This is a genomic window from Pseudomonas sp. 14P_8.1_Bac3, from assembly GCF_025466085.1.
Lineage (GTDB): Bacteria > Pseudomonadota > Gammaproteobacteria > Pseudomonadales > Pseudomonadaceae > Aquipseudomonas.
On the sequence record NZ_JANLOD010000074.1, the window covers coordinates 48,478 to 65,197 of the forward strand.

At 61.9% G+C, this 16,720-nt stretch carries 9 protein-coding genes; 3 read left to right on the forward strand and 6 right to left on the reverse strand.

Features of this window, described 5'->3' with window-relative positions; all coding sequences use genetic code 11:
* The first annotated feature begins 180 nt into the window (after nucleotides 1-180).
* Nucleotides 181-1,506, forward strand: a complete 1,326-nt coding sequence (locus NTD84_RS26835) for an APC family permease (protein WP_262172016.1) — start codon at nucleotides 181-183, stop codon at nucleotides 1,504-1,506.
* A 111-nt stretch (nucleotides 1,507-1,617) separates the two neighbouring features.
* Here the strand turns inward: NTD84_RS26835 and NTD84_RS26840 are convergent, their stop codons facing one another.
* The 4 genes from NTD84_RS26840 to NTD84_RS26855 are packed head-to-tail and all read right to left on the reverse strand — an operon-like array spanning nucleotide 1,618 to nucleotide 8,607.
* The gene (locus NTD84_RS26840) at nucleotides 1,618-3,429 is read right to left on the reverse strand and encodes a DAHL domain-containing protein (protein WP_262172019.1); all 1,812 of its coding nucleotides are present in this window, start codon (nucleotides 3,427-3,429) and stop codon (nucleotides 1,618-1,620) included.
* Nucleotides 3,426-4,385 (reverse strand): cytochrome-c peroxidase, encoded by a 960-nt coding sequence (locus NTD84_RS26845; RefSeq protein WP_262172022.1) that lies wholly within the window; start codon nucleotides 4,383-4,385, stop codon nucleotides 3,426-3,428. Before NTD84_RS26845 ends, NTD84_RS26840 begins: the two co-directional genes overlap by 4 nt.
* A 44-nt stretch (nucleotides 4,386-4,429) precedes the next feature.
* Nucleotides 4,430-6,304 carry an EAL domain-containing protein gene (locus NTD84_RS26850; protein ID WP_262172025.1) on the reverse strand — a complete coding sequence of 625 codons (1,875 nt, stop codon included), beginning with the start codon at nucleotides 6,302-6,304 and terminating at the stop codon, nucleotides 4,430-4,432.
* Nucleotides 6,301-8,607 carry an EAL domain-containing protein gene (locus NTD84_RS26855; RefSeq protein ID WP_262172028.1) on the reverse strand — a complete coding sequence of 769 codons (2,307 nt, stop codon included), beginning with the start codon at nucleotides 8,605-8,607 and terminating at the stop codon, nucleotides 6,301-6,303. Before NTD84_RS26855 ends, NTD84_RS26850 begins: the two co-directional genes overlap by 4 nt.
* Nucleotides 8,608-8,956: 349 nt before the next feature.
* On the opposite strand from NTD84_RS26855, the gene NTD84_RS26860 reads away from it, so the two are divergent.
* Both NTD84_RS26860 and NTD84_RS26865 read left to right on the forward strand, forming a co-directional pair.
* Nucleotides 8,957-9,373: an NUDIX hydrolase gene (locus NTD84_RS26860; protein WP_262172030.1), complete on the forward strand. Its 417-nt coding sequence runs from the start codon at nucleotides 8,957-8,959 to the stop codon at nucleotides 9,371-9,373.
* A gap of 24 nt (nucleotides 9,374-9,397) precedes the next feature.
* Nucleotides 9,398-9,895, forward strand: coding sequence for a GNAT family N-acetyltransferase (locus NTD84_RS26865; protein ID WP_262172033.1), 498 nt, complete (start codon nucleotides 9,398-9,400; stop codon nucleotides 9,893-9,895).
* Nucleotides 9,896-9,914: 19 nt separating this feature from the next.
* On the opposite strand, the gene metR is transcribed toward NTD84_RS26865, so the two are convergent.
* Both metR and NTD84_RS26875 read right to left on the reverse strand, forming a co-directional pair.
* The gene (gene metR, locus NTD84_RS26870; RefSeq protein ID WP_262172036.1) at nucleotides 9,915-10,832 is read right to left on the reverse strand and encodes a transcriptional regulator MetR; all 918 of its coding nucleotides are present in this window, start codon (nucleotides 10,830-10,832) and stop codon (nucleotides 9,915-9,917) included.
* 213 nt (nucleotides 10,833-11,045) lie between these two features.
* Nucleotides 11,046-16,607 carry a dermonecrotic toxin domain-containing protein gene (locus NTD84_RS26875; RefSeq protein ID WP_262172039.1) on the reverse strand — a complete coding sequence of 1,854 codons (5,562 nt, stop codon included), beginning with the start codon at nucleotides 16,605-16,607 and terminating at the stop codon, nucleotides 11,046-11,048.
* Nucleotides 16,608-16,720: the final 113 nt, after the last annotated feature.

The following is a 16,720-nucleotide window of genomic DNA, read 5'->3' on the forward strand; positions in this document are numbered from 1 at the left end:
GAGCAAGCCCGCTCCCACAGTGGTTTTGTGAACGCCCGAGATCAAATGTGGGAGCGGGCTTGCCCGCGAAGAGGCCGTTACAGACGACACACCTGTTTGACCAAAACAACAACGCAACACCCGTAACTTGCGCCGAACTCGGCTCTGCCATAAATCCAATAAAATTCGGAGTAGTCGCTCATGGCTCGTTTGCAACGCACCTTGTCATTAGGCTCGGTGGTGCTGTTTGGCATCGCCTACATGACGCCGATCATTGTGCTCGGCACCTTTGGCATCCTCGCTCAATCCACCGCCGGCATGGTGCCGGCCGCGTACCTCGCGGCGCTGGTGGCGATGTTCTTCACGGCCATGAGCTACGGCCGCATGGCCTCGGCCTTCCCGGTGGCCGGTTCGGCCTACAGCTATGTGCGCAAGGCGATCAGCCCCAAGCTCGGCTTCATTGCCGGTTGGGCGGTGCTGCTCGATTACCTGTTCCTGCCGATGGCGATCTGGCTGATCGGCGCGGCGTACCTCAACTCCGCGTTCCCGGCGGTGCCTCAATGGATCTGGGTGCTGGCGTTCATCGGCATCACCAGCGCGATCAATATCGTCGGCCTGAAACTCGCCAATGGCATCAACGCCTTGCTGATGCTGGTGCAGTTCCTGGTGCTTATCGCCTTCGTCGCGCTGTGCGTGCATTACGTGGGTGGCGATGCGAGCACGCCATTGTGGTCGGTGAAACCGTTCTTCAACGGCGACATGCAGATGCCGCTGATCATGAGCGGTGCGGCGATCGCCTGTTACTCGTTCCTCGGGTTCGACGCGGTCAGCACCCTGACCGAAGAAACCCGCGACCCGCGCCGCACCATCCCGCGAGCGATCATGCTGATTACCCTGATCGGCGGGCTGATCTTCGTCGGGGTGTCGTACTTTGTGCAGATCGCTCATCCGTCGTTCCAGTTCGACAACGTCGATTCGGCGGCTTACGAGATTGCCCGCAACATCGGTGGCGACCTGTTCGTGTCGATCTTCCTGATCGGCCTGATCGTTGGTCAGTTCGCCTCGGGCCTGTCGGCGCAGGCCAGTGGCTCGCGCCTGTTGTTTGCCATGGGCCGCGACGGTGTGTTGCCGAAATCTTTCTTCGGCGCCTTGCATGAACGCTTCGGTACGCCGGTCAACAGCATCCTGTTGTGCGCCGTCGTCGCGTTGCTGGCGCTGAAGCTGGACGTCACCACCTCGACTTCGTTCATCAACTTCGGTGCGTTTCTTGCCTTCAGCCTGGTGAACCTGTCGGTGATCTTTCACTACTGGATCGGCGGCGAGAAGAAAGGGCTGCGCGAGTTCGTGCTGTTCCTGCTGTTCCCGTTCATCGGCCTGGCCGCGGACTTGTGGCTGATGGTCAGCCTCGATCACCTGGCGATCTACCTGGGCGTGTGCTGGCTGGCGATTGGTGTGGTGTACCTGGCGGTGCTGACCGGCGGCTTCCGTCGCCAGCCACCGGAGATGGATTTCCAGGAAGCCACCTGACCCGGAACCTGTAGGAGCGAGCTTGCTCGCGATGAACTCGAGAACACCGCTGGGTGTCAGGCAGCCAGCGTCAGCGTTGACGAGCATCGCGAGCAAGCTCGCTCCTACAGTTCAAATGTCTTCAGGGACGCGTTTCAACGGGATCTGCAAGGTGAACTGCGCGCCCTTGCCCGGCCCGTCGCTGTGGGCGCTGAGGTGGCCATTCATCTCGATGGCGGCCAGCGCGCAACTGTGCAGGCCGAAGCCGTGGCCTTCCTTGCGGGTGGTAAAACCGTGGGCAAAGATGCGCGTCATGTTTTCCACGGCGATGCCCTCGCCGTCGTCCTTGACGCTGACTTGCAGGGTCGTGTCGTCGACGATCCTGATCCCAAGGGTCATCTTTCGCGGGCGGTTGCTGAGGTCGGACATGGCGTATTTGGCGTTGCTGATCAGGTTGATCAGGATCAGCAGCAGCCGGTGCTTGTCGCCCATGACCTGCGGCACCTCGTCGTACTCCTTGACCACCGTGACGTGATGCCGGGTCAGTGCTCCGGCGTTCATGCGCAGGGCGTCCTCGAGCAATTCACTGATGTGCAGCGGCTCCATCAGGTTGTTGGCACCGGCATAGGATTGCTGGGTGGAGACGATGTCCTTGATGTGGTCGACGCTCTTGCTCAACTGCGCCAGTTCGTCTGTCATGCTCTGCTGTTCGAGCGCGATGGCTTCCACCAGTTGATTGAGGTAACCGGGCAGTAACTTGCCTTTCTCGTCCTGGGTCAGGAAGACGCCGAGGTCGCCGGGGTGTTCGTTGATCAGTTGCATCGCCTTGCCCAGCCCCTGGGCCTTGCTGGCGCGCAGTTTGCGGCTGACCAGGTCGGCGGAGATGTTGACGCTGTTGAGCACGTTGCCGACGTTGTGCAAGACATTGGTAGCGATCTCGGCCATCCCGGCCTGGCGCGCGGTGTCAATCAATTCGCTCTGGGTGTCCTTGAGTTCGCGGGTGCGTTCTTCCACCCGCAGTTCCAGGTCATCGTTGGCGGATTTAAGGGCTTTGTTCACGCGATTGATGACGGTGAAGCTGCGCATCAGGTGAATCGCCAGGTACACCAGCAGCAGGACCAGCAACACCGAGAACACCAGCATGTAGAAGTGATAGCGCTGGTCGACGGCGTCGGTTTGTTGCTGGTCCGTGTTCAGCAGGCTGTTGATGTCGTCCAGGCGCTCGGCCACGGGAATCGCTTCGATGTTTTCCAGCAGGCGGTTGACCACCGGTTGTTCGCGCAGGATCAAGGAAATGTGATTGCTCAGAATGTCGATCGGGCTGTGGAACTGCTCGGGCAATCGCAGTTTGTTGACTTGCATTTTGTTGAGCCCGAGCAGAATGTCGGCGGCCTTTTCGTCGGAGGCCACCTGGGAAAACTCCAGGCTGCTGAGCAGCAAGTCGTAGGTGTCGGTGGCGATGTTCTGCAACTGCAATTTATCGCCATCGACCCGTTGCGCCAGCTGCTCCTGAATCTCGTCCTCGGCGGTGGGCAGGAACGCCAGCGAATTGCGCAGTACCGCGTTATGCGATTTGAACTGTTCGACCAGCCGGGTCTTTTCCTGGATCGCGTTCAGGTACGCATCATGGCTGGCGCGCCAGACCGGCGAATGGTTGCGACCGTGAGCCGATTCCGTGGTGTCGAACCGCTCCCACAGCTGCGTCATCTCGGTCAGCGGCGCGACCAGCGGATCGTAGTTGTGAAGGGTGGCGATCCTGGCCTTGAGGATTTCGGTTTCCCATTGCGCGTTCAGCTGCTTGATCCGCCCGATGAGGGCGCGGGATTCGGCGTAGTCCGAGGTCTGGTTCGAATTCGACTTGAGGTACAGGAACAGCAGTGTCGAGGCTAGCAGCAAGGCGACGACACCCAGCAACGCCAGGCTGCGACGACGGGACATTTTCATAAGGGTTTGCCTTCCCATTCACCGGTCAGGGTCTTGAGGAATTTGATGATCAGAGTCTTGTCCTCGGTGGAGGGGACGCGCCCGAGCTGGAAAGTGAACATCACGTCCAGCGCGTCTTCGAGGGTGACGGCCGAACCGTCGTGGAAGTACGGTGCGGTCACCGCCACGTTGCGCAGGCTTGGCACCTTGAACACGTTGCGGTCCTCTTCGTCCCGGGTCACCAGGTAGCGCCCCAGGTCGGTCTCGGTGGGATGGCCGCGCACCTTGAAGTAATCGCCCATGATCCCGAGCTTCTGGAACATGTTGCCGCCGATGTTCACACCTTGATGGCAGGCAATGCAGCCGTAGTCCTTGAAGCGCTGGTAGCCGTATTTTTCATCGGTGCTGAGGATGTCGGTGTCGCCCCGCAGGTATTGGTCAAACCGCGAGTTGCTGCTGATCAGCGTGCGTTCGTAGGTGGCCAGGGCATTCTGCACATTGGTCATGGTCACGCCGTCCGGGTAGGCATTGCCAAATGCGCGGCGGTAACCGGGATTGGCGGACAGCACGTCCACCACGTGTTGCCAGTTGCTGCCCATTTCGCTGGGGCTTTTCATCACTTCCTGGACCTGGCTTTCCAGGGAGTCAGCGCGGCCGTTCCAGAACTGGCGGAAATTCAGGCTGGCGTTGAACACACTGGGCGTATTGATCGACACCGGCTGACCGTCGAAACCGATGGAAAACGCTCGATTATCGGCCCCGCCTTTTTGCAGCTGATGGCAACTGGCACAGGCCAGCGTGTTGTTGATCGACAGGCGCGGCTCATTGAACAACTGGCGACCGAGCTCGACCCGCTGCGGATCCTGCCGGGGTACGTCCGGCAGCGGTTTGAGCGGCTCATCCAGCGGTGCGGCGCCCACGCTCAGGCAGAATCCGAGCAGCGGCGCCAGCAGCAGCCGGTGGCTGAATGACGACATACGCTGATGCCCTGGCCGATAGCCCGTGTGCCGTTGCGCATTGTTCACGTAGCGGCAAATGGAGCGGGTTTTACCGACTCCAGGTAGCGGGCGAAGGCGTCCGGTTCGACGGCTTTGCTGAAGTAGTAACCCTGGCCTTCTTCACATTGATGGGCCTTGAGAAAATCCAGTTGCTCCAGGGTTTCCACCCCTTCGGCGATGATGGTCAGCTTGAGGCTGCGGCCCAGGCTGATGATGGCGCTGACCAGGGCGGCGTCGCTGCTGTCGTTGCTCAAACCGCGAATGAACGACTGGTCGATTTTCAACACATCGATGGGAAAACGTCGCAAATAACTCAGGCTGGAATAACCGGTGCCGAAGTCATCGATGGCCAACCGCACGCCCATCGCCTTGAGCCGGTTCAACGAGGTGACGGTGGTCTCGATGTTTTGCATCAGCACGCCTTCAGTGATTTCCAGTTCCAGCAACGCAGGTTCCAGGCCGGTCTGTTCGAGGATCTGTTCGATGCCGTCGACAAAGTCGCGCTGGCGGAAATCGATGGCCGACATGTTCACCGACATGCACAGTTTCGGCAGCCCGTCGGCTTGCCAGGCGCAGGCTTGCCGGCAGGCTTCGGCGAGCACCCATTTGCTCAACGGCACGATCAGGCCGCTGTCTTCGGCGACACTGATGAAGTCCGACGGGTAGACCAGCTCTTGCCCCGGTTTCTGCCAGCGGATCAACGCCTCGGCGCCGACCACCTGGCCGCTGCCCAGGTCCAGTTTCGGTTGGTAATGCAGGACGAATTCATTGCGCTCCAGCCCCAGGCGGATGCCGGTCTCGATGCTTTGCTGATCCCGGGCGCGCTGGTTCATTTCATCGATGAAAAAACTGAAGTCGTTCGGGCCGATTTCCTTGATGTTGCGCATCGCCGTTTCGGCTTTCTTGATCAGCTCGATGGCGTCGTAGCCGTCATCGGGGTAGATGCTGATGCCCAGGCTCGCGGTCACGCTCAGGTCGTGGCCGGCGATGTGTTGCGGCGCGCGGATCGCGTTCAGCAGTTTCTCAGCGATGCCACGGGTCTGCTGGGGGTGGCGGATGTCGGCGAGGATCACCACGAATTCATCGGAGCCGTAGCGAAACACCGAGTCGGACTCGCGCACCGTGGCCACCAGATTGCGGCCCACCTGCTTGAGCATCTCGTCACCGGCCGGATGGCCGAGGGCATTGTTGATGCGCTTGAAGCGATCCAGGCCGAGGAACATCACCGCCAGTTGTTTGTCATGGCGGCGGGACAATGCCAGCGACTGGTTCAGCCGGTCACCGAGCAAGGTGCTGTTGGGCAACTCGGTGAGGACGTCGTACTGCAACAGATGCGAGACCTTGAGCAACTCATGGACCCGCGCTTCGATGGTCTGCTCCAGGCTCAGCACTTTCATCGCCGCGTCCTGCGCCATCTGCCATTTCCAGGTCAGGGCACTGGCCATCTGGCGGATTTCCAGGCTGTCGAACGGCTTTTTCAGCACCAGCAACTGGTCGCCGAATTCCAGCCGTTCGGCCATGGCTTCCCAGGTGTAATCGGAATACGCGGTGCACAGGGCGATTTGCAGGTGCGGATCGGCCTTCCACAGTTGTTCGATGGTCTCCAGCCCGTCCCAGCCGGGCGGCATGCGCATGTCGGTGAACACCAGGGCGTAGGGCCGGCCTTCGGCCTTGGCACGCTTCACCAGTTCCAGCGCTTCCTGACCCTGATAGGCCGAATCGAGCAGGAACGTCTGTCGCTCGACTTTGGGGGTGCCGAACAGCATTTCTTCGGTGCCGGCCAATGACTGTTCGTCCTCGGTGTCTTCTCCGAGGATCTTGCGAAAGTCGTCATGAATCGAAGGCGTGTCATCGACGATCAGGATGCGCCGGTTGGTCCGCACGAAAGGTGTCTTCATCCCTTGTCCTCCGTGGACCGTTGCGGGTTGTCGCGGATCGGCCCGATATCATGGCTCGGCGGCAGGATGCTCCCGGCCTTCAGCAATTCGGCGGCCTGCTGGCTGCTGACGGCTTTGCTGAAGTAATAACCCTGGGCGTTCATCGGTGAGCCGGTGGCCATCAGCGAACTTCGCTGTTCCTGGGTTTCGACACCTTCGGCAATGATTCCGATCCCTACATCTCGGGCGAAATTGATAATCGCCCGCAATGTGTTGGCGCTGGACGGGTCGCGGGCGGCGGTACTGATGAAGGTCTGGGCCAGTTTCAGGTGATTGACCTGGTAGGTCTTGAGGTAATCGAACGAGGAATATTCGGTGCCGAAATCGTCGATGGCGATCTTCACCCCCAGCTCACGCAAGCGCGGCAGCACGTCGTTGTGGGTCCATTTGGTCTGGGCCAGGGTCGCTTCGGTAACGTCGAACCGCAGGTCCCAGGCGCAGAGTTCCCAGCGCGCGGTGGTGCGCAGCACCTCGTAGATCAGCTCGGGGCCGCTCTTGAGCTGGGCCAGGGACAGCTTGATCGCAATCACCGGCGGCGCGACACCTTCGTCCCGCCACTGGCGCATCTGCCGGCAGGCCCGGTCCAGCACCCAATGACCGAGGGCGATGATCGTGCCGGTCTTTTCGGCGGCGGGCAGGAACGCCGGGCCTTCCAGCAAACCGCGCTCGGGGTGGTTCCAGCTGACCACCGCTTCCATGCCGAGGATTTTGCCAGTGCCCAAGTCCACTTCCGGCCAGTAATGCAGGACGAGTTCGTCGTGCTCGATGGCGTTCCGCAAGTCGCTGGCGATGGCCATGCGTTCGACCACCTCCTGATTGATCTCTTCGGAATGGAAGTGGTACTGGTTGCGGCCCTTTTCCTTCGAGCGATACAGCGCCATGTCGGCCTGGGTCAGCAGGCCATCGGCGGTGGCGATGGTCGGGCTGTAGCTGCTGATGCCGATGCTGACCGACACTCGCACCGCGTTGCCGGCCAGGGAGTAGGGCAGCACCAGCGCATCGCGGACCTTGGCGGCCAGGGCTGCGGAATGGGTGGGGTCGCTGACGTCCAGTTGCAGGATCGCGAACTCGTCGCCGCCGAGTCGGGCCACCACATCGTTCTCGCGCACGCAGGCCTTGATGCGCCGAGCAACCTCCTGCAGCAACTGATCGCCGATCGGGTGACCGAGGGTGTCGTTGATGCGCTTGAAGTGATCCAGGTCCAGGTAAAACATGGCAAATGTCGAGGCGCCGCGCCTTGCGGCAGCGAACGCCTGGTGCAAGCGCTCGATCAGAGTTGCGCGGTTGGCCAGCCCGGTCAGTCCGTCGGTGCGTGCCAGCAGGGCGATTTTCTCCTCGGCCAGCTTGCGCTCGGTGATGTCGATGATGATGCCCTCGACTTCCAGCAGCCGGCCGTCGTCGTCCCGTACCGGGATGTAGCGGTTTTCCACCCAGCGCCAGGTGCCGAGGCCGGTGCGCAGGCGAAATTCGATGGACGCGCCGGCCGCGTGGCGGTCCAGCACCCGGGCCATGGCGCTGTCGACCTGGTCTTGATCGTCGGGGTGGACCAGCTCACGGGCCCAGTCGGCCGACGCCACCAGGTTCGCCGCGATATGCCCGTACTTGGTGATGTTGTGCGAGATGTACATCAACGGAAACGAGGGCTCGCCCCGCAGCCGATAGAGGATAGTCGGGCTGTTCTGCACAATGATGTTGGCGTCGGACAGCTCTCGGGTGCGCTCTTCGACGGCGTGTTCCAGCAGCGACATTTTCAGTGCCGCGTCTTCGGTCATCTGCCACTTGGCGGTCAGTGCGCTGGCCAGTTGGCGGATTTCGATGGCATCGAAGGGCTTCTTCAGAATCAGCAAGCGATCACCCAGTTCCAGACGTTCGTCCATGTCTTCCCAGGAGTAGTCGGAATAGGCGGTGCACAGCGCCACTTGCAGTTTGGGATCGACCTGCCACAGCCGTTCGATGGTTTCCAGGCCGTCCCAGCCCGGTGGCATGCGCATGTCGATGAACGCCATGGCGTAGGGCAGGTCGTTGGCCAGGGCGGTTTCGACCTTGTTCAGCGCTTCAAGGCCCTGGAACGCCGAGTCGAGCACGAAGCTTTGCAGTGTCGCCGCGGCGGTGCTGCCGAACAGCGTCTGTTCGGCGCTGGTCAGGCGTTCGTCATCGCGCGAGGGCGGGCTGAGGATCTTGAAAAAGTCCTCATGGATCGACGCCGTGTCATCGACGATCAGAATCCGCCGGTTGGTCCGCGCCAGCAGCGTATTCATCGACATGTGCCGGAACCGGCAGCGGTGCGGTGCAGTGCGTGCATAGGGGCATCCTTTTCCCTGACCACCTGGCCGAACGTACAGAGTATGGATCCGAGTGGAATGAGCATAGTCGCCCGCAGGGGACTTCGCGCAGCCGACTGAAACGATTCGTTGCGGCGACAACTTCTGTAGGAGCGAGCATGCTCCGGGCGGCGTTCCGACGATGAACCTGAGAACGCCGCTGGGTATCAGGATGCAAGCGTTATCGTTGACGTCCATCGCGAGCGAGCTCGCTCCTACAGTGAGGGATGCTTTGCAGGAGCGGGCGCACGTGGGATTCTTGCGCCTTTGTCGCCAAGGCCATCGCTGAACCATGACATCCCCCCTCATTCGCATCGCCGCCGCCCTGTTGATCGGTCCCGACGGTCGCACCCTGCTGGTCCGCAAGCGCGGCACGCAAGCTTTCATGCAACCGGGTGGCAAGATCGAAGCCCATGAGCAACCGGTCCACGCCCTGGCCCGGGAGCTGGAGGAAGAGCTGGGTCTGACCATCGATCCCGCGCACGCTGCTTACCTGGGCCAATTCTCCGCGCCTGCCGCCAACGAGCCGGGGTGTGTCGTACAGGCCGAGCTGTTTCAACTGAGCATCGACGCCGACGTCTCCCCGGCCGCGGAGATCGAAGAGGTGTGCTGGATCGACCCGGCCACCGACGGCAATGTCACGCTGGCGCCATTGACACGGGACCTGATCCTGCCGTTTTATCGAGCCTCGCTGACCACGATCGATTGATCAATCACAGACAAGGGCTGCGCCATGTGGATTGAGCGGCTTGATGCCAGCCATGCCCTCGACTACCGGGCATTGATGCTTGAAGCCTATGACCTGCATCCCCAGGCGTTCACCTCCAGCGTGCGCGAGCGCGCGGGGATGCCGTTGAGTTGGTGGGAGTCGCGCCTGACCGGCAAGCTCGATGTGGTGTTCGGCGCCTTTGCGGAGGGGAGGCTGGCGGGCATTGTCGGCCTTGCTTTCGAGCCTCGTGAAAAAGCCCGACACAAGGCCACGCTGTTTGGCATGTACGTGTCCGGCCAGGTTCGCCAGCGCGGCCTGGGTTACGCACTGGTGCAGGCGGCGCTGGATGAAGCGCAGAGCCATCAAGGTCTGCGGCTGATCCAGCTGACCGTCACGGCGGGCAACGCCGCGGCGTTCAACCTGTATCAGCGTTGCGGCTTTATCCAGTACGGGCTTGAGCCGTTGGCCGTGCGGGTGGGCGAGGACTATTTCGACAAAATCCACATGTGGCGCGAAATTTAAACTCGCAGAGACGGCGTGGCTATTTGACGGCGCTGACCCCGTCGAGGGTCGAAAACGACGTGTCCTTGGCCGTCAGCAGAAAATCGCGCATGTACGGCGCATCCAGCATGTCTGCGCGAATTCCCGCGTACAACGTGGCAAACAAGCCCTTCTCACCGAGTCGCTTGGCCTTCACGTAACCTCGCGAGCTGTATTCATGCAGCGCCCAGTGCGGCATGCCGCACACGCCACGCCCGCTGGCCACGAGCTGCATCATCATCACCGTCAGTTCCGAGGTACGGACCTGCGCCGGTTCGACGTCGGCCGGCTCCAGGAAGCGGGTGAAGATATCCAGCCGATCGCGCTCCACCGGGTAAGTGATCAGGGTTTCGCTGAGCAGATCTTCAGGGACGATGTACGCCTTGTTCGCCAGACGGTGCTGGTTGGCCACCGCGAGCATCGCTTCATAGGTGAACAGCGGCACATAGGTGATGCCGGCGATGTCCAGCGGATCGGAGGTCACCACCAGGTCCAGATCGCCACGGGCAAGGGCCGGCAGCGGTGCAAAGGAGAAGCCCGAGGCCAGGTCCAGCTCGACTTCCGGCCAGGCGTCGCGGAACTGGTCGATGGTCGGCATCAGCCACTGGAAGCAGCTGTGGCATTCGATCGCCATGTGCAACCGCCCCGCCGTGCCACCGGCCAGCCGCGCGATGTCACGCTCGGCGCCGCGCAGCAGCGGCAGGGTGGCGTCGGCCAGTTGCAGCAGGCGCAAACCGGCGCTGGTGAAACGTACGGGTTTGGTCTTGCGCACGAACAGCGGCATGCCCATGCGCTCTTCCAGTTCCTTGAACTGGTGGGACAAGGCGGACTGCGTCAGGTGCAGGCGGTCGGCTGCATCCACCAGGCTGTCGGCTTCGCGCAAGGCGTGCAGGGTCTTCAGGTGACGGATTTCAAGCACCGGGGGCCTCATGAGGAAAATTTGTGATGATTGCGAAAGGGGTGAGTCTGTCTCATGTTTGTGGGGCTGTAAACACGTCAGGTGTTTTCGCAAAGTCCCTGTAGGAGCGAGCTTGCTCGCGATGGACTGCAGAACACCGCGTTTATCCAGCGGATACTCGTCAGCGTTAACGTCCATCGCGAGCGAGCTCGCTCCTACAGGGGAGCGAACCGTTTAGAGGTTTTCGAAATGCGGCAGCACCGCCGATTTTTTGCCGATGTCGGCGTAAGGCAAATCGGCGTTGTCGGCATGGGTCAGAAAACGGTGTTCCGGCAGCTTCAAATGCGCCTTCTCAAACCCACCCAATGCCGCTGAAGCCTTGGCGTAGTGAAAGTGCGCATACCACAGCACTTTCGCCGGCTCTTGCGTCAGGTCCCAGATTTCATATTCCTGCAGGAAATCGTTGCGGCCATCCCGGCGCTTGCCAAGGTTTTTCATCTCGCTGACCTTGCGGATTTCCACGGCGTTCTGGCTGATGAGGTCCTCCAGCATACCGTCGGTGGGCTTGCCGATCTGCAGCGACTGGCGGGTTCGCATCGTGCGCCCGACGGCCGTCAGCTCCGTGGCCTTGCTCCGCAGTTGGGCAATGATTGCGTTATCCGGGGCCAGCTCTTCGATGCCGCGTGCACGGTGGGTCAATTCATTCGCTTCGCTGAGCATCATGTGTTCCAGGTCCACCGGCAGCATGTTTTGCGCCGCGTAGGCCTGCACCCGAGTCTGGTAGGCCTCTTGTGAATTCAGGCGTTGCCGCGCCTCCGCGACCAACGATTCAAGGCTCCTTTCCCCGCCAGGAGCCGGCCGGTTTCGCGGGTTCAACAGTCGGGACTTTCCATTCGCCGCGAGTTCCCAGATTTCCTTGTAGCCACCGGGACCGGTCACGCTGTATTGCGGTTTTGCCCCAACCGCTACCGTACGTTCCTCGCCGATCAGCAGCTGGTCGTCCTCGGTCAGGAATACTTTTTTCGTACGTTGCCCGGGTGCGGCGGCGGGGGGTGCAATCGCGATGCCCTTGCGCGCTCGTTCGGCCATCTTCTCGATCCCGTCGAGCATGGCCGGCACCGCGTCCAGATGAAAATGCTGCGGGTAGCTGGCGGTCCAGGCGTGCATGTCTCGACGGAACCGACTGTATTGTTCAATGCAGTCCTGAAGAATCTGGTTGCGCTGCGCCCTGGTGGCGGTCGCTTCCGGCAGGCTGTAGTGCATGAGCAAGGCTCGGTCGAGGTGGACTCTTCTGGCTCTCACCTGGCTTTGCAGCAGGAACCACGACAGATCGGTGACGGCGTCATAGCGTGTCACGGTGTCCAGCAAATGGAGCGTTCTGAGGTAGAGCATTCTGGCCTCGCTGAGGCGCGCGTTCAGCTCGCTGACTTCCCGGGCAATTCTGGTTCTGTCGGTGCTCAGGGTAATGCGTTGATACCAGTGATTGATCTCGCGCATGTGGTCCTCGAACACGTCGAATGCCTTGAGTATTTCCAGGCGCAGCTTCCGGATGTCCTCCAGCAGTCCCAAACGCTTCGTGACCTCTGTGACGGGAACGGTGTCCAGGGTTTCCAGTAGCGCATCGATGCGGTTAATCAGCGGGTCCACCTGATGATGGTCGATGAACAGCCGATGCTTGTATCGATCAGTGATCAACAAGGCGCCATTGCTCTGAAATTCCAGGGTCACGCGGCGCTTGTTGCCGTGGGTGAGCGGCAGCAGGTCGGTGAGTGTCTGATAGTGCTGGCGGGCCAGTTCGATATCGGCGATACAGGCTTTTTTTGCGGCGAGCATCAGCGCAGGAAGACGTACGTTGGGGTCAGCGTTGTAAGCAGCCAGCGCGGCCTCGGTCAACCTGACCTGTGCATCGATTCGCAAGGCGATGTCATCGGCGGCTTCGGTCAAGGCATGGGTGCGACGGAACGCTTCGTCCACCCACCAGCGCGGCAGCCGTTGTCGAATGGCGTCGGGCCAGATCGGGTCCAGCACGTCGGCCATGTGCCCGAGCACGCCACCGCCACCAAGGCCACCGCCCTCGAAGGTGGTCCCGTAGACACCGAACCAGGTGTCCCAGTGACCAGCTTCATCCAGTGCAATCGGCTGCTTGTAGGTTTTGCGGCTGTTGCCGAACAACCGCCACTGGCGCGAGTCTTTGCTCAATTCCACCTGGAAAATTCGGCCCTGGCGAACGATGAAGTCGCCGTCGGCATGCCGGTAAACGTTGCGGTAGATGCCGTGGGTCGCCGGTTGCAGCCCGGCCAGGGCAATGGGGTGTTCGTATTCGTAACCGGCGAAACGCGCGACGACATGCCGGGCCTGGCGCATGGTGGGGAGTTGCAAGGCGGCCGCACTGGCGGTCAGCGCACGCAGCTGGCGGGTGCGGGTCAACTGGCGCGCGGTCGGGGCGAGTGAGGAGCTGGCCGCCTCGCCGGGGAGCAAGTCCATGGCGGCGTCGATCAGGCACAGCAATACCGTTTGCAACTCTGCCAGGCCGTCGCCGGTATCGCCGCGCAGGAACGCCGCGACGGCCTGATTCGCCGCAGTCCACGCATCGTAGAGGGCAATGGCGGTGCCGACGAAAGGCATCATCCCCAACGCCATTTTGATGTAGTTGAACGCGCGCGGGCCTTCCAATGCGTAGCGCTCCAGGTACAGCGCGGCGTTGGAGCGGGAGGTGTCGCGGTGGGCGATGATCAGGCGGCCCATGTGCGCATCAAGCAAGTGTGTAGCCATCGATGTGGATGCCGGCCAGGGTGTACCGACTTCGATCATGCCGTCGAAGTGTTTGCCCACGGCTTCGTTGAGGCGTCGTTCATGGGCGCGGACATCGCCCTGTAACGCCCGTCCGGCCAGGTAGCGGATCATCGAATCTTGCTGGCACAGATTGAACAGCCCCTTACGGGCGGCCTCCAGGTTGTCGTAGCGGCGCAGGAACCGGCCATCCGGGCCGTCGGGCAGGTACAGCAGGGTCAATCCGCTGACCTGTTCTTCAATGAAAGTCACGCCGGACAAGGTGCTTGGACCTTCGCCCGGCGTGTCCTTGCCCCCCGCGCTCAGGCGCACCGGTAGCAGGACGATACGCTTGCCGCCAGCACGCCAGGCGGCCGGGGTAGCGGCGTCGATGGCGGTGTTCAGAATCTGCAGTTCGTCGCTGTTGATCTGCTTTTGCAGGCGCGCACATTCACCCTGCAACCTGAGCATCAGGCGCCAGGGCTCGACCAGGCATTCGCGGCGATGCTCCCTGACGAACACCGGTTCGCCGGCCGCCCCTTTGAAGGCGTCGAGAATCTGTTGCTCGTAGGCCTTGGGCAGGTCCAGCTCCGGCAGGACTTTGCGCAGGTAGGTCACGTTGATGCCGTTGCGCAGGCGCGTGCCGTCCTTGGGATCGTCGACGCTGGCGTCCAGGCGCAGGAAGACCAGCCGCTGGGACAGCGGATCCTGCTGCACCGACTGGGTGTTGTCGATGTTGAGCTGCGCGAGTTGTTCCAGGGACATCGTGCTGCGCTTGGCGCCGGGCACCATGACGGTCGTTGGCACCGGCCCGGTCGGTCCGGCGGAATAGCGTTTTTCCCAGGTGACGGAATCGGGCAGATCCACCTGCACATCGAAGTGACCCGTGAGCGCGAAATCTTTGCGCAAGCGCGCCTGCAAGTGTTTGCGGGTGAAGGCCGCGCGGGGTTCGAGGGCGAGGGTCATGAGCGCGTGACTGCGTTGCATCGCCGGGATATAGGCCTCGATCAGGCCCTTGAGCCCGTTGCGATCAGCCGCTGTCAGTTTGTCGAGCCAGTCGGGGAGGTGAGTCGCCAGCGCACCGCTGCGGTCCTGCTCCAGCAGATGGGAAAACGCCAGGGATCTGGCGGCGTGCACCGGCGCCTGCAAGGTGGCAAGCACGCCGTTGCGCAACGTTTCCAGTTGCTCGGCACGTTGCGCGGCCTCGGTCGGTTCGGGATGACGCCGTTGAATGACGCCGACCTGTTCTTCGAAGTCGCTGATCAGTTGATTCAGACCGTATTCGAGGGCGTCGCCGGTGATGCGGTTCAGTTGTACGGTCAGGTGCTTGTTCTGCGGATCAACCTTGAATACCCGACGTTCGAGTTCTTGGCGGTTGGCGAACCGTTGCAGGCCACCGCCAGTGCCAGGCCAGTAAAGAAGGACGCTGTGGGTCGAGCCGGGATCGGTGAGCGCTTCGGCCTGGGTCACCAGGAATACGCCGTTCAGTTCATGGGTGGTGATCGTGGTTTTGCCGTCGACCTGTTCGGTCTTCGATAGCGTCAGGCTGGCGGCCGCCGGGGTATCGCCGGTGGCGTCGAGCAGGGCGGTGAGCAGAGTGTATTCATCGTCACTGAGTTGCTTGAGGGCCAATTGCAGCGCAGCTTCGGCTTTCAGGCCGGCCTTGTGGGCGCCGTGCAGCGCATTGAATTCACGCTGGAACGTGGTCACATCGAGGGTTCGCGGCCGGTACAGCAACGCCAACGCTGCCTTGTGGGCGTCCTCTTCGGCTGCTTCCAATGCGCTGAGCGAGTCCCGGAAGGATTGCAGTCCCGGCCCATCGCCGACCTCTCTGATCAGGGCATCGAGTGCGTCGCGTTGCCTGTTCAGTGCCACCTGGCGCAAGGACCAGGGGATGTCGGCATACAGGCTGCCGAACAGCGGTTGTTCATCGTCCTCGACCCCTGCCTTGCCGGCTTCAGGCCTGGGCGGTGACGCGAAAACGGCGCTGTTGCCGCGCTGGCGATCCACTTCGTCGGCCTGGTCGAGGGCCTGCGCGCCGTGCTCCGCGATCCCGGATTTGCCGCGGGTGCCGTTGCGCAATGCGCTGATCTGGGCCATCTGATGAGCGGCAAACAGATCGCTGGTGCCTACGATCATCGGGTCGGTGACGGCGGTGTATTCAAACGTCAGGCGGTCGGTGGGCAAGCCTTTCGGGACGAGGGCCTGGCCGGACAGCCAGGCCTCCATGTCGCTGCGCTGTTTGAACGCCTGGAGGGCGACGGGGCGGCTGGGCAGATACAGCATCGGGTTGGCGTCGGTTGCCTTGGAATTGATGACCCATGCCCCGCTGACTTTCACCTTGCTGCCGTTGCTCAACACCAGCGCCAGTTGCTCGGTGTGGATGGTCGGGGTGTTCATCGGCGGCGCGCCAGCAGGTGGATCGATGAGTAACTGCAGCGTTTTCAGCTGTTCCGCCGTCAGGCTGTTCCGGGCGTAAGCCAACTGGACCGCGGCTTCGAAATGCTGGCGGTAAAGCTCGATCGCCCGCTCCTGTCGCGACACCGCGGTACCGGGGGCGCGCGCGCTCCAGAAGGTTTGCCAGCGCTGGTTGTGGGCCTGTTCCGGGTTGAGCTTCTTCAATCGATCGAGCATCTGCAGGGGCGTCAGGGCGAACAGTGGATGTGCCTGATTCACCCCGCTGATCCGGCAGCGCTGGTTCAGCGTGCTTTCCAGCTCCGGGTGCTGGACGACAAAGGCGCAGGCCTCCGTGAGCGGAACGAAACGTGCGGGGCGTTCATCGCTGGCGGGGAATTGCAGACCAGTCAGGGAGCCGTCCAGATCCAGCTGTTGCCTGAGCAAACCGTTGAGCGTCTCGCGGGTGGTCGGAGTGCTGGCGAACAGCTCGCGCAAGCCTGCGCTGCTGTCACGCCATCGGGCCGAAGCGCTGAGCATCAGGCTTTCGTCGTGAGGATTCGGCAGGGCTGAGACGGTCGGTATGACGAGGGTCGCGGGGGCGGGCAGGTCGGGTAGAGATCTTTCGGTCATGGGAACATGGCTCGATGCGAGGAAGCGGGTCGTCCACTTCTTGTGCGAGCCATTTAAGAAAACTCTCGAGTGTTATTGGCACTACATAGTTACCGCCCCGACCGCTCGGCAAT